We start from the raw sequence: 13,544 nt of genomic DNA, 5'->3' as shown, positions 1-13,544 counted from the left end.
TAGTGGAAGAATCCGGACCGTACTTCTTTATCCAGGCGTAAAGGCTGTGGGTGGTGATATCGAGACGTGTTGCAACGCTGGCAACAGAATAACCGCGATCAACAACCTGTTTGACTGCTTCAATTTTAAACTCTTCGGGATAACGCTTACCGCTCATGGGCACCTCTCTTTAAGCCATCTTAAATGACTCTGAGGTGTCTGTTAAACCCGTGGCGATTCAACATTCCGGCGCAGTTCAACTGGGACAACCACTATGCAGACGGCGCACACGACACCACCCGTCGTATGCTGTACACCGGTCTGAAGAGTAATACCTGGGGTACGCTGACCTTCGGTCAACAGAACAGCATCTACTACGATGTGGTCGGTGCAAAAACCGATATCTGGGACTACGACATGATTGGTCAGGCACCGGGTAACGGGATTAACGGCGACTACGACGGTTCTTACCGTTCCCGCAAGATGCTGAAATATAAGAAAACGGTTGGCGATGTTGATCTCTACGCTTCTTACCTGTTCAGCGATGACTACAACCCGAACAATGGTCTGAACTACAAACGTAAAGGTGGCGGTTCACTGGGTGCGGATTATCATATTACTGACGATCTGAGCTGGGGTACGGCGTGGAACTACACCCGTGCGGAAATACGTGGTAACAGCAACAAAACGTACGATCAGAACATCGTGGGTACCGCACTGAGCTGGACGCCGGATAACTGGACCTTCTCCCTGGGCGGCGGCTGGTACCAGAACTTTATGACCACCAAAAAAGTGTCTGTTAACGATTACTTTGCCGGTGATGCGTGGGGTCTGGAATACTTTGCAGGCTATAAATTCCCAATCAACCAGTATGCGTTGAAATCCGTTCAGCCGTACTTCATGGGCGATCGCATTGAATACGTGAATGGTCGCAATTACCTGCGTACCGACAACGGGGTGGGTATCAGCTTCCAGCTGGATTACGGTTTCCGTGTTGATTACGAACACGTCTTTACCTCCAGCACCGACAACCTGGGTGATATGAACCTGGTGCGTCTGCGTTACGACTTCTGAGTCTGATGCTGTGCCCGGTGACGCTGACGCTTACCGGGCCTGGAGGACTGGAGGGCGGTAGTGATTTGTGTTCCGGATGACGCTGTCCTACAGGACTGTGGTGATTTGTAGGCCGGATAAGACGCGTGCGCGTCGCCATCCGGCAATTTTTAGTGGCTCAGCCACTGAGCAACCTCTTCAAATGTCCCGCGAAAAACAACCTTCCCGGCTTTCTTATCCAACTGATAGCGATACATCGGATCGTAATACTCTTCCAGCAGCGGCACTAACCAGCTGAAATGCGTCTCGGTGCTGCCGGTTCGACGCTGCTCATCCAGCGCCACGTCCAGCTTTGCGGTCAACTCGTTGAATCGCTGTAAACCCAGACGCCGCTTAATTGCACAAAGCCCATGATGCAGATAGTCGCTGTATTCCCGCCATCCCTGCTCTTCACCATACGCATGGGTGAAATCATGATGCATTCGCACAAAATACTCTTCACGCAGGCGCTCAAGACGCCGCTCGAACGGATCGTCAATCACGGCGATAATGGCCTGGGCCATGCGCTCGCGCAGACATTCCGGCAGATGGTTAGAGCCAATCATCCGGCCTTCATCTTCCAGCACCCAGCGCGTGGCCTGCTTTTTGAGAAGCGTCACCGCCAGTAGATTTTCGAAACTTGCCTGACTGAGCTGGGGTTCCAGGGTGCGGCCAAAAGAGGAGCCGCGATGACGGGCCAGGCCCTCGAGATCCACCCCATTTTCCTGCTGTTGCACCAGCTGCGTTTTGCCATTGCCGGTGCAGCCGCCAATCAGCACAATCGGTTTTTGCACCTGTTCTTCCGTGGCGGCAATCGCGGCTTGGCGTAGCGCCTTGTAGCCGCCTTCGATCAACGGGTAATCCACGCCTGACTCGCGTAGCCATTGCTGGACAATGTGGGAGCGCTGACCGCCCCGGGCGCAGCAGAGGTAGCCCTGCGGGTGTTGCCGGCAGGCTTCGCGCCAGGCATCCAGACGCTGCTGGCGAATGTCACCGCAGACAAGTTGATGGCCGAGTTCAAGCGCGGCTTCCGGCCCCTGGCGTTTATAGCAGGTACCCACGGCGGCGCGCTCGTCATCATTCATTAAAGGCAAATTTATCGCACCCGGCATTGCGCCCTGTTGAAATTCAACCGGCGCGCGGACATCGATTAAAGGCGTATCGGCGGTAAGGATCGCGCGATAGTCCGTTCCATCGTTCATGTTAAATCCTGAAAAAAACAAACAGCAATGGGCGGGATTTTACGCGCTGAAGGAGAGGGCGGGGAAGCATAAGTTAAACTTCCCCGCGATATAAGGCTTATTTGAGCTGAGTTTGTGCCCAGAGGATACCGCTGGCGTATTCCGTCGGCAGCAGCGGGGAGAGCGCTTCCAGCGTGGCGCTCAGGCGCGCAGTGTCGCTGTCGGTCAGATTCAGGTGACCGACTTTGCGCCCCGGACGCACTTCTTTGTCGTACCAGTGCAGATGCACTAACGGCAGTTTCAGCCAGTCGTAATTGAGGTCGCTGCCAATCAGATTCACCATCACCGACGGACTGTCGACCACCGGTGCCGGTAGCGGCAGACCGGTAATCGCCCGCAGATGCAGCTCAAACTGGCTGATGCTGGCACCGTTTTGCGTCCAGTGACCGCTGTTATGCACGCGCGGGGCCAGTTCGTTGATCAGCAGCCCTTCCGGAGTGACAAAACACTCCATCGCCATCACGCCGACGTAGCCCAGTTCCTGCATGATAGCGGAAAGCATCGATTCGGCCTGCGCCTGCTGTTTCGCATCAGCCCGCGGGAAGGCGACGCTGGTGCGCAGAATGCCGTCCTGATGCAGGTTACGCGTCAGCGGGTAGAACACCGTGCTGCCGTCATGCGCGCGCGCGCCGACGAGGGACACTTCACCCGAGAAGTTGATACCCTGCTCGACAATGCATTCGCCGTAGTTGTCATCCGGCAGTTGATCGGTTTCACTGGTGCGTAAACGCCACTGACCACGGCCGTCATAACCGCCGACGCGACGTTTCACAATGGCCAGTTCGCCTAAACGGTTAAAAATGGCGGGCCATTCGCTTTTGTCCGCCAGCAGTTGCCACGGGGCGGTCGCCAGGTCGAGCTTATCGAAAAGCTGTTTTTGCGTCAGACGGTCAGCAATGATCGGGAAGACATCGCGGTTCACGAAGGCCGGATGACGTGCCAGTTCACGCGTTAAGGCGGTTTCCGGCCAGCGCTCGATTTCTGCGGTGATTACGCTCTGCTGAAAAGGGACGGCGGCCGGTTCCGCATCCAGGCCAACTGGCCAGACGGCGATGCCCAGCGGTTCACCAGCCTGACGCAGCATACGTCCTAACTGACCGTTGCCCAGTACGCAAACCTGTTTCATGCCGCACCTCGCGGATCCGGATTCTCCAGCACCTCATCCGTTTGCGCGTTGCGCCAGTCGGTCAGGCGCTGATGCAGTGCTTTATCGTGCGTCGCCAGGATCTGCGCTGCCAGCAGTGCTGCGTTAGCCGCACCCGCTTTACCAATCGCCAGCGTACCGACCGGAATGCCGCGTGGCATCTGTACGATAGAGTACAGACTGTCGACGCCGCTTAGCGCCGCGCTTTGTACAGGAACACCCAGTACCGGCACCAGCGTTTTCGCCGCAATCATACCTGGAAGATGGGCCGCGCCACCCGCGCCAGCAATAATCACCTGATAGCCGTTCTCTTCAGCGCTTTCGGCAAAGCTGAACAGTTTATCGGGGGTGCGGTGGGCAGAAACCACTTCAACGTGGTGCGGGACGTCCAGGATTTCAAAAATTTCGGCGGCGAACTGCATGGTAGCCCAGTCACTTTTGGACCCCATCACGATGGCGACACGCGCCGGATTATTGCGGGAAGACATGCGTCTGAAAACTCCTGTGGTGCGGGACACACTGCTTTTGAGGCCACAAAGAATAGCACGTTATATCGGCAAGGAAAACGGTTGCGTGCCTGGATTTTAAGGCCTTTGACGGCGTCAAAATAGTGTTGGCTGGAAACGTACCGGTTCTAGCAGAAGCGGATCAACCCCATCTGTACCCCCTAACAAAAAAGGACTCTCTGGAGAGTGCTTTTTGAAATTGCTGTTGGCTTGATTCTGATTGTAGGTCGCGTAGCAATACTGACATCCATGCAGACAGGTGTTGTAGGTACCGATGTCTATGCTCTTCACACATCCACAGGCCTCACGTTGACCTGAATCTTTGCTATTAGGTATGAATAAGCCAAATAAGTCATTAATTAGCGCCTCATCAATACACTTACCGTGCTGAATGCCTTGCCCGGTAAGATTGACTTCTTCGGCGCAGGAGTAGATATCCAGTCCGTGTTGTCGGGCAATTTCTGATAATCTTTGCGACAGCGTTAAACAGAGTTCATGGTTTTGTGTGATATCGCTGTATATGAGCGAATCAATAGCCTTAAGGTTTTTTTCCGTCTTTTGATAAAAATCAGCAAAGCTAATCACGACGCGTCGGGTATGACCTTCTAATTCGGTGGCGATCTTACTGAACAGGCGAACATGTTCGTCAAAAGGAAGAAGGTTTGAAAAAAGAATAGGGTCATAACGCCAGATGACTTTTTCAGCGCCAATCTTTTCTGACAGTCGTTTAAAAACCTCGAGTGCTTTATGCGGATTTAAGGTTTTAGACTCAATCAACCGCGGATATCCGGTGAGGGTGAACTGGAAGTAAAAACGGTGGCCGATCTCCGAGAGTTCATCAAGATAAGGGAGCAGTTTCGTAGGATTGCGTGTCCAGAATACGATCGCATCAACATCTTCAGGAAGCAATGACACCCGAGAGACCTGGTGATAGTTAAAGGGATTCCGGGTCAGCAAAAAACCCGCGCGAATGCGGTTCATTAACCACTCACTGTAGAAAGCGGGTATATCGGTGCGACGGCTGGCGCTAATGATCATCGCGTATATTCCAGTATTTGATAGTCAAGATATCTGTTCGTTAAGATAGGATAATCTCTGACCTTGCATCTACATTCATTATCTTTGTCCTGGCAAAGTACTATACATTCTTTTGGATAATCAAAGTGGACATCTATCGCTTTTAAACCCGTATTGGCATGCCCCATGTATTGAGTGACGGTGTGTTTATCCGCTGTCTGAAAATCATGGCGGATTAATTCATTATGGATGTGTTCGAAAATATTGACATGTGCACTGGTTTGATCAAGTGAAGTATTGACATAAGAATTGAGGAAGTAGAGTTTATCTTTTTTAGTTTTTGAAATTTCCTGAGCGAGGTGTTCAATATCTGATGACTGCTCAATATCCTTAATTGATTTCGGGAAAATAAACACATCAAATTTCCCCAGAATCTTAGTGCTGATTTGATTAACAGAACGCAATGTCAGATATAAATTGTCATTTCCTTCTGGCAGTAGTCGCCGAGCTTTCCAGCGACATACATCATAGCCATAATAGTTAAAGTTAATGCCATCAAGGTTATGAAGGAGGGCAAAGTAATCGGGATATAACCCACACCCCATAGAGGCAATATTGACGTCGGTTACGTTATTTTTACTTAGCCTTTTCTGAAGTGAGTTGGCTAAAATACAGTACTCAAAATAATAAGCAGGGAGGTATTTTAAAGCATATATTTTTTGGTATACCTCGTCATCATAGTTACCATTTAAAGGTAAAAGTTCTGAATGGTCACATAAAAAACCATCTCTCATTAAGCTCCGATGAAAACTAAGTACCGTAGTACGGATAAAATCCTGATCAATATTCATCATTACCCTTAATTCTTAAATTTGTTTTAGCATAGCCATCCAGACTTAGAGGGTAATGATCTGGGTCATTATTTTATAATGAGGATGTTTTTTTCAAAACGGGAAAGCGATCAGCTCCACATCGTCCGGCGTGACTTTGACCATCGATCCTTCACTATGCCAGGCACCTAATACGACGCGGAAGGCGGGTTCGCCGTTGACGGTGAGCGCGTGAACATCAGGGCGGTGGGTATGACCGTGAATCAGCCACTGGACGTGGTGTTTTTCCATCTCAGCGACAACCGTATGTTTGTTGACGTCCATGATCTCCAGTGATTTGCTGCTATTGGCGGCTTTGCTGTTGGCTCGCATCCTGGCGGCCACATGCTTACGTATAAACAGCGGCAGGGCAAGGAACAGCGTTTGCAGCCAGGGCTGATGGACTTTCGCGCGAAACGCCTGATAACCCGCATCGTCGGTACACAGCGTATCGCCGTGCATGATGAGTACCCGTCGACCGTACAGATCGAGCACGTTTTCCTGGGGGAGCAGCGTCATGCCGCTTTCACGGGCAAAGCGCTTGCCAATCAGAAAGTCACGGTTGCCGTGAATGAAAAAACAGGGGACGCCGGATTCGACAACCGCTTTAATGGCGGCGGCCATTTCATGGTGTAGCGGGTTGGGATCGTCATCGCCAATCCAGGCTTCGAACAGGTCGCCCAGGATATACAGCGCGTCAGCCTGACGGGCTTCACCGGCTAAAAAACGCAGAAAACCGGCGGTGATCGCCGGTTCTTCCGTGCAGAGATGAAGATCTGCAATAAACAGTGTCGTCACAATTACTCGCTGACGGTCACGTTTTCGATAATCACGTCTTCTTTCGGTACGTCCTGGTGCATGCCGCTGCGACCGGTAGACACGCCTTTGATTTTGTCTACAACGTCCATACCTTCAACCACTTCTGCAAATACACAGTAGCCCCAGCCCTGCATGCTTTCGGCGGAGAAGTTCAGGAAATCGTTGTCGGCTACGTTGATGAAGAACTGCGCCGTCGCGGAGTGCGGAGCCTGAGTACGCGCCATTGCCAGCGTGCCACGGGTATTTTTCAGACCGTTGTTAGCTTCGTTTTTGATAGCGTCTTTGGTGGCTTTCTGTTTCATGCCAGGTTCAAAACCGCCGCCCTGAATCATAAAACCGTTAATCACACGGTGGAAAATGGTGTTGTTGTAAAAACCTTCGCGACAGTAGTCCAGGAAGTTTTTAACTGTTTCAGGCGCTTTATCATCAAACGTTTTGATTACGATATCGCCGTGATTAGTGTGGAAAGTAACCATTTTTGCATCCTGTTCCGATATAGTGGTGCTTTAACCCAACGAAGGGTCAGAGTTAGGGAGGTGTTATAGCATAACCGCACGCTGCGATCACCTCGCAAAGTGTGCTGCTTCCCGTCCCAATTATGGGTATTATACAGACTTTGTTATCCACACACGTCTTACACGGAATCTTCGATGTTAAAAATCTTTAATACACTGACGCGCCAAAAAGAGGAATTCAAACCTATTCATGCCGGGGAAGTCGGCATGTACGTGTGTGGTATTACCGTTTACGATCTCTGTCATATTGGTCATGGCCGTACGTTTGTGGCGTTTGACGTGGTTGCTCGCTATCTGCGCTTCCTGGGCTACAAGCTGAAGTATGTGCGTAACATCACCGATATCGACGATAAAATCATTAAGCGCGCTAATGAAAATGGCGAAAGCTTTGTTGCACTGGTGGATCGTATGATCGCCGAGATGCACAACGATTTTGATGCGTTAAATATTCTGCGTCCGGACCTGGAGCCGCGCGCGACCCACCATATCGCCGAAATTATCGAAATCACTGAACAGCTGATTGCCAAAGGCCATGCCTATGTGGCGGACAACGGCGACGTGATGTTCGATGTCCCGACCGACCCGAACTACGGGCAACTGTCACGCCAGGATCTGGATCAACTGCAGGCCGGTGCGCGCGTGGACGTGGTGGATGTGAAGCACAACCCGATGGACTTCGTGTTGTGGAAAATGTCCAAAGAGGGCGAGCCGAGCTGGCCGTCACCGTGGGGCGCAGGCCGTCCTGGCTGGCACATTGAGTGTTCCGCAATGAACTGCAAACAGTTGGGTAATCACTTTGATATCCACGGCGGCGGTTCTGACCTGATGTTCCCGCACCACGAAAACGAAATTGCCCAGTCCACCTGCGCGCATGACGGTGAGTATGTGAACTACTGGATGCACTCCGGGATGGTGATGGTTGACCGCGAGAAGATGTCCAAATCGCTGGGTAACTTCTTTACCGTGCGTGACGTGCTGAAATACTACGACGCGGAAACCGTGCGCTACTTCCTGATGTCCGGCCACTATCGTAGCCAGTTGAACTACAGTGAAGAAAACCTGAAGCAGGCGCGTTCTGCGCTGGAGCGTCTGTACACCGCGCTGCGCGGGACGGATAAGTCTGTCGCACCCGCCGGTGGCGAGGCGTTTGAAGCACGTTTTGTTGAGGCGATGAACGACGATTTCAACACGCCCGAAGCATACTCCGTGCTGTTCGACATGGCGCGTGAAGTGAACCGTCTGAAGGCAGAGGATATGGCCGCAGCAAATGCGATGGCGTCTCACCTGCGTAAGATTTCTGGTGTGTTGGGGCTGCTGGAACAGGATCCGGAGCTGTTCCTGCAAAGCGGCGCACAGGCGGACGACGGAGAAGTCGCAGAAATTGAAGCGTTGATTCAACAACGCCTGGATGCCCGTAAAGCCAAAGACTGGGCGGCTGCGGATGCGGCGCGCGATCGTCTAAATGAGATGGGCATTGTGCTGGAAGATGGTCCGCAGGGAACCACCTGGCGTCGTAAGTAATTACCTGAATTGCCGGATGGCGGCTAACGCCTTATCCGGCCTACGATGGAATGATCGGTAGGCCTGATAAGCGTAGCGCCATCAGGCACTATTAATGACGTCTATACCACCACAGCACACCCATCATCATCACTCCCGGTAGCCATACCCATAATAATTCCGAAAATATCACCTGGTGCCCGTACGGCGTGGCATAACGTGATAACGCAAACGGCGCGACCTTAATCACCTGCCACGGCGCGAAGAAGCGTTCGTTTGACCACGGCCACAGCCAGCCTACGCCTTTGCCACCGGTGGTTACCGAATCCAGCAGGCTGTGCGACAACAGCGAAACCGTCAAAAATAACCAGCAGCGCATTAACCCGGCTTTAAACCATCGTCGCCCCACCCACACGCAGAGTAGCGGAACCAGTAACGCGAACAGTAGCGAATGGGTAAATCCGCGATGTCCGAACACGTTTCCATAGGACACCCCGAGTTTAAACGAAAGCACGTCGGCATCCGGCAGCATCGCAAGAGCGATCCCGACAAACAGTAAACGTGGGGGGATCACTTTCAACCCCAGACCCAGTCCAAGGCAAATCGGGACGGCGGCGTGGGTAATAATGGTTGGCATTGTCATTATCCCTGGCAAATCATAGCAATATAGCAGCGACAGGCGTGGAGGCGTGGGTGGTGAATTCCGAATTTATGCCGACTCGCGCACAACGAGTTGACCAGAAAGCGTAATACGCTGGATTTGTAGATCTGGTTCTTTCAGTTTGCGCATCATAAGGACCGCCGCCTGGCGTCCGGTCTCTTCACTGGCCGATGAAACATAGGTCAATGACGGTGACGTCAGATTTACGTGCAGCATATCTTCAAAACCAATCAGCGCCACCTGCTGGGTCAAAAATACGTCTTTACCGAGGGTACGTCCAACCTGATGAATGCCGGAGATAGAGCCAATCATCGCCGCGGGTGAGTGGCAAAGCAGAGCGGTGATCGTGTTATTTTGTTCCAACAGATGGCGGGTGGCAATGCTGGCGGCGTGGGTATCATCGTCACAAGCAGGAGTCGATTCTTCTTTATAGACCATGCCATTTTGTGCCAGCGTATTGCGAAACCCCTGTAATCTCTGTTGGCGAATCAGACAGTCTGGTCGACCGCCAATATAGCCAATGCTGCGGTGCCCGCGTTCAATCAGATAGCGAGTGGCAAGGCTCGCCGCCTGACGATTATCGCGCATTACCAGATTGCAGTTTTCTTCAATCAGCGATTGCGATACGACAACTAATGGTAAAGGGCACTGGCGCACCTGTTCAGGTAGCGCTGTACGGGTGGGGTCCGACGACAGATAAATGACGCCAGCCACACCTTGCTGCTTGAAAGAGAGAAAACAGCGCTCCAGGCTTGTCCGATCATCCTGTGGCTGACCCAGGAAAACCATAAAGCCTTGCTGTTCCAGCTCCTGAACAATGCTTGCCATCACCTTGATGGAAAAGCTGTCGCTGAAATCGCGCAGGATCAGGCCGATCAGATTGGACGTGCTGGCGCGAAGATTCGCTGCGGCGATGTTATGAACATAGCCAAGCGTATTGATGGCAGCATGGACCTTCTCAATCGTTGCCTCTGAGATTTTCCCTTTCTGGCGTAACACCAGCGAGACGGTCGAAACCGAGACGCCCGCCTGCTTTGCGACATCAATAATGCTGACTTTCTTCAAAATCGCTCCCTGAAAATTACCGGTTATCAGCCAGATACGACAACGTCTCCCAGCGTACAGGAGACGTGTCATTCAGGCATCTTATTATTTGCCAATCATCGTGGACATGGTCTGGGCGATAAACTGTGCTCTCGCACCGAAAATCACCTGGATGCCGTTGTCGCCGACAAAGACCACGCCGCGCGCGCCGAGGCCGTTGAGACCGTCTTTATCGACCTCGTCGCTTTTCGCCACTTCCAGACGCAGACGGGTGATACAGGAACCGACGGAGTCGATGTTCTGCGCGCCGCCCAGCAGGCCGATGATTTCAGTGGCAATTTCTGTATCCGTTTTGTCGTTCGCATTGGCGGTCACTTCGGTACGGCCTGGTGTTTTGATGTCGAAACGGCGAATAACAAAGCGGAAGGTAAAGTAGTAAATCAACGCCATCGGCACGCCGATGATAATGGCGTTCAGGAAGTTGGTCTGATAGCCATTGAAGGAGGGCAGGATGCCAAACGACAGGTAGTCGATGAAACCGGCAGAGAACGACTTGGCAATATGCGCATGCAGCAGGTACATGGTCATATAGGCCAGCCCCGCCATAATGGCGTTGAAGACGTACAGAATTGGCGCCACGAAGATAAAGGTGAATTCAACCGGCTCGGTAATCCCTGTCAGGAAGCAGGTAAGCGCTGCCGAAAACAGAATACCGGCCGCAATTTTCTTATTCTTCGTGTGCGCTTCGTGATACATCGCCAGACAGGCCGCAGGCAGGGCAAACAACATCAGCGGGAATTCACCCTGCATGAATTTACCGGCGTTCTGATAGGTATCACTACTGAAAGATTTGACCCCTTCCTCCAGCATTTTGAACCAGATTGTCTGGTCGCCGTGGATCACCTGACCGGCCTGAGTGGTGTAATCCCCAAAGGAGTACCAGAAGGACGGATACCAGATGTGGTGTAACCCGAGCGGGATCAGCGCACGTTCAACCAGGCCAAAGATAAAGGTTGAGACCGCCTGATTATCGCCGTTGACGACCACCGAAAGCGCATCGATACCGGACTGAATGTGTTGCCAGACGTAGGGCAGCAGCAGTCCCAGCACAAAGGAGAGAAACGCGGTGGCGATCGCCACAAAACGTTTACCGGAGAAGAAACCGAGGAACTCCGGCAATTGCATGGTGTGAAAGCGGTTATAACACCAGGCGGCGAGAATACCGCAGATCAGACCGCCAAAGACGCCCATTTGCAGGGTTGGGATACCGACCACCATGGCGTATTTTCCGCCCTGGGAGGCCATCTCCGGCGTGATGCTCAGCACCGTGCTGATGGTGATGTTAGTGACAAACACCGAGACCGCCGCCGACAGCGCCGCGATACCCGATTCAGAGGCAAGACCGACGGCAGAGCCGATGGCGAACAGCATCGGCAGGTTATCAAAGATAACGCCGCCCGCGTTCATCATCAGCGGCAGATGGAATTTATCCCCGAAGGCCAGCAGCAGGCCCGCAGCAGGAAGCAGTGAAATTGGCAGCATTAAAGCGCGGCCAATCATCGATAATTTAGACAACGATTTAACAAACCCTGATATCAGACTCATGCTGATTTCCCCCGAGTAGCGCTTTTTTAGCGCTGTTATTGTAAGTAGAACGTTATAGTAGAACGTTCTACTTATCGTGCTGAAGGAGTGAGTTTCGCGCAACTTAAATTTCACGCTTCATCAAATGAAATGGTGATTCTTTGAAGTTGATCGATAATTAACCGTTATGGTCGTAGGGAGATAAAGAAAGAGAAGAGGGGCCTCAACCCGACATCCCGGAGGAGAGATCGGGTGAGGTGTAAGATAGCTCAGGCCGTTACGGTGATCGTCTGGCCGGCAAAGCTGACGGTTTGACCGGCCACGATTTTGCAGCGTTTGCGGGTTTCCACCGCGCCATCAACCTTTACCTGCCCTTCGGCAATGGCAATTTTCGCCTGGGCGCCGCTTTCACTCCAGCCTTCCAGTTTCAGCAGATCGCACAGTTCAACGTGAGGATGCTTGCCTAAAGAAAATGTCGCCATGTTAGTTGTCCTGAGGATCGTGATATTCAACGCACGCCTGTAGCGTGTTTTCGATAAGGGTGGCGACCGTCATTGGTCCCACGCCGCCCGGTACGGGCGTAATGTACGAGGCTCGCGCGGCAGCGTCGTCAAACACTACGTCGCCGACAACCTTGCCATTTTCCAGACGATTGATGCCGACATCAACCACGATAGCGCCTTCTTTGATCCACTCACCCGGAATAAAGCCCGGTTTACCGACGGCAACAATCAGCAGATCGGCATGCTCAACGTGGTGACGCAGATTTTTGGTGAAGCGGTGGGTCACCGTGGTGGTGCAACCGGCCAGCAGCAGCTCCATGCTCATGGGGCGCCCCACGATGTTAGAGGCGCCAATCACGACCGCATTCAGACCGTAGAGATCGATGTTGTAACGCTCGAGCAGAGTGACAATCCCGCGCGGCGTGCAGGGGCGCAGACGCGGGGCGCGCTGGCACAGGCGACCGACGTTGTACGGATGAAAACCATCCACGTCTTTATCCGGATCGATACGTTCCAGCACTTTGACATTATCGATGCCTGCCGGAAGCGGCAACTGCACCAGAATACCGTCGATGGTGTTGTCGGCATTGAGCGTATCAATCAGCTCAAGCAGTTCCGCCTCGCTGGTGGTTTCCGGTAGGTCATACGAGCGGGAGACGAATCCCACCTCGTCACAGGCTTTACGCTTGCTTGCCACATAAATCTGTGAGGCCGGGTTGCTGCCTACCAGGACTACAGCCAGGCCCGGGGCTCGACGTCCGGCGGCAATACGCGCCTGAACTTTTTGAGCAACCTCAGAGCGCACCTGCTGCGCAATCGTTTTACCGTCAATAATCTTTGCTGCCATCAGAGAGAGGATTCCATCTGTTACTACACGTCAAAGGGGATGGCGCTATTTTGTCAGAAGTGAAGACGGTTGTCAGTTACCGCTTTCTGTCAGGGTGGTTTTAAGCGGCGATCCGCCTGGAGGGGGAGGGGACAGGAAAAGCAGGATGCTCACAACTCAAGCAGTTGAGAGGAAAGCCATTGACCGTTAAGGTTGTGAACGTATAATACCGACCAGTTTTGTA

At 52.5% G+C, this 13,544-nt stretch carries 14 protein-coding genes and 1 pseudogene; 2 read left to right on the top strand and 13 right to left on the bottom strand.

Translation table 11 applies throughout. The features are described 5' to 3' along the window. A partial coding sequence (locus QQZ17_RS26305) for a transposase (protein WP_284554217.1) occupies positions 1-157 on the bottom strand: 157 nt, incomplete at its 3' end. A 62-nt stretch (positions 158-219) separates the two neighbouring features. Between QQZ17_RS26305 and QQZ17_RS26300 the strand changes: the two are divergent. Then, positions 220-1,053, top strand: a pseudogene (locus QQZ17_RS26300) (porin); the annotation flags it as partial. Positions 1,054-1,202: 149 nt separating this feature from the next. Here QQZ17_RS26300 and mnmH read toward each other — a convergent pair. From mnmH to ppiB, 7 genes are all read right to left on the bottom strand, one after another. Beyond that, positions 1,203-2,273 carry a tRNA 2-selenouridine(34) synthase MnmH gene (gene mnmH, locus QQZ17_RS26295; RefSeq protein WP_152405597.1) on the bottom strand — a complete coding sequence of 357 codons (1,071 nt, stop codon included), beginning with the start codon at positions 2,271-2,273 and terminating at the stop codon, positions 1,203-1,205. 97 nt (positions 2,274-2,370) lie between these two features. After that, entirely contained in the window at positions 2,371-3,438 is a 1,068-nt protein-coding gene (purK, locus tag QQZ17_RS26290) for a 5-(carboxyamino)imidazole ribonucleotide synthase (protein WP_152405596.1), read from the bottom strand. After that, entirely contained in the window at positions 3,435-3,944 is a 510-nt protein-coding gene (purE, locus tag QQZ17_RS26285) for a 5-(carboxyamino)imidazole ribonucleotide mutase (protein WP_152405595.1), read from the bottom strand. Before purE ends, purK begins: the two co-directional genes overlap by 4 nt. Before the next feature lie 114 nt (positions 3,945-4,058). Further along, complete coding sequence (locus tag QQZ17_RS26280; protein ID WP_152405594.1) at positions 4,059-5,000, bottom strand: DUF1848 domain-containing protein; 942 nt, start codon at positions 4,998-5,000, stop codon at positions 4,059-4,061. Beyond that, positions 4,997-5,833, bottom strand: a complete 837-nt coding sequence (locus QQZ17_RS26275; RefSeq protein ID WP_152405593.1) for a hypothetical protein — start codon at positions 5,831-5,833, stop codon at positions 4,997-4,999. Before QQZ17_RS26275 ends, QQZ17_RS26280 begins: the two co-directional genes overlap by 4 nt. Before the next feature lie 90 nt (positions 5,834-5,923). Then, positions 5,924-6,646 (bottom strand): UDP-2,3-diacylglucosamine diphosphatase, encoded by a 723-nt coding sequence (lpxH, locus tag QQZ17_RS26270; RefSeq protein ID WP_152405592.1) that lies wholly within the window; start codon positions 6,644-6,646, stop codon positions 5,924-5,926. A 2-nt stretch (positions 6,647-6,648) separates the two neighbouring features. Then, positions 6,649-7,143 (bottom strand): peptidylprolyl isomerase B, encoded by a 495-nt coding sequence (gene ppiB, locus QQZ17_RS26265; protein WP_042324369.1) that lies wholly within the window; start codon positions 7,141-7,143, stop codon positions 6,649-6,651. A 174-nt stretch (positions 7,144-7,317) separates the two neighbouring features. Between ppiB and cysS the strand changes: the two genes are divergently transcribed. Continuing rightward, positions 7,318-8,703 carry a cysteine--tRNA ligase gene (gene cysS / locus QQZ17_RS26260; protein WP_152405591.1) on the top strand — a complete coding sequence of 462 codons (1,386 nt, stop codon included), beginning with the start codon at positions 7,318-7,320 and terminating at the stop codon, positions 8,701-8,703. 91 nt (positions 8,704-8,794) lie between these two features. Here cysS and QQZ17_RS26255 read toward each other — a convergent pair whose 3' ends face one another. The 5 genes from QQZ17_RS26255 to folD form a co-directional block, all read right to left on the bottom strand. Continuing rightward, a complete protein-coding gene (locus QQZ17_RS26255; RefSeq protein ID WP_152405590.1) occupies positions 8,795-9,319 on the bottom strand; it encodes a metal-dependent hydrolase in 525 nt (174 codons plus the stop codon). A gap of 72 nt (positions 9,320-9,391) precedes the next feature. Continuing rightward, positions 9,392-10,408: a Mal regulon transcriptional regulator MalI gene (malI, locus tag QQZ17_RS26250; RefSeq protein ID WP_152405589.1), complete on the bottom strand. Its 1,017-nt coding sequence runs from the start codon at positions 10,406-10,408 to the stop codon at positions 9,392-9,394. Between the two features lie 84 nt (positions 10,409-10,492). Then, the gene (locus QQZ17_RS26245; protein ID WP_046477120.1) at positions 10,493-11,992 is read right to left on the bottom strand and encodes a PTS transporter subunit EIIC; all 1,500 of its coding nucleotides are present in this window, start codon (positions 11,990-11,992) and stop codon (positions 10,493-10,495) included. A 248-nt stretch (positions 11,993-12,240) separates the two neighbouring features. Further along, complete coding sequence (gene ybcJ / locus QQZ17_RS26240; protein WP_042320912.1) at positions 12,241-12,453, bottom strand: ribosome-associated protein YbcJ; 213 nt, start codon at positions 12,451-12,453, stop codon at positions 12,241-12,243. A 1-nt stretch (position 12,454) separates the two neighbouring features. After that, on the bottom strand, positions 12,455-13,321 hold the full coding sequence (gene folD / locus QQZ17_RS26235) for a bifunctional methylenetetrahydrofolate dehydrogenase/methenyltetrahydrofolate cyclohydrolase FolD (RefSeq protein WP_042320909.1): 867 nt from the start codon (positions 13,319-13,321) through the stop codon (positions 12,455-12,457). Positions 13,322-13,544 lie beyond the last annotated feature (223 nt).

Origin of the sequence: Citrobacter sp. T1.2D-1, from assembly GCF_950098555.1 — a bacterium.
Classification (GTDB): domain Bacteria; phylum Pseudomonadota; class Gammaproteobacteria; order Enterobacterales; family Enterobacteriaceae; genus Citrobacter_A; species Citrobacter_A telavivensis.
Note: the sequence above shows the minus strand (reverse complement) of the source record. Positions and strands in the feature narration are given on the sequence as shown.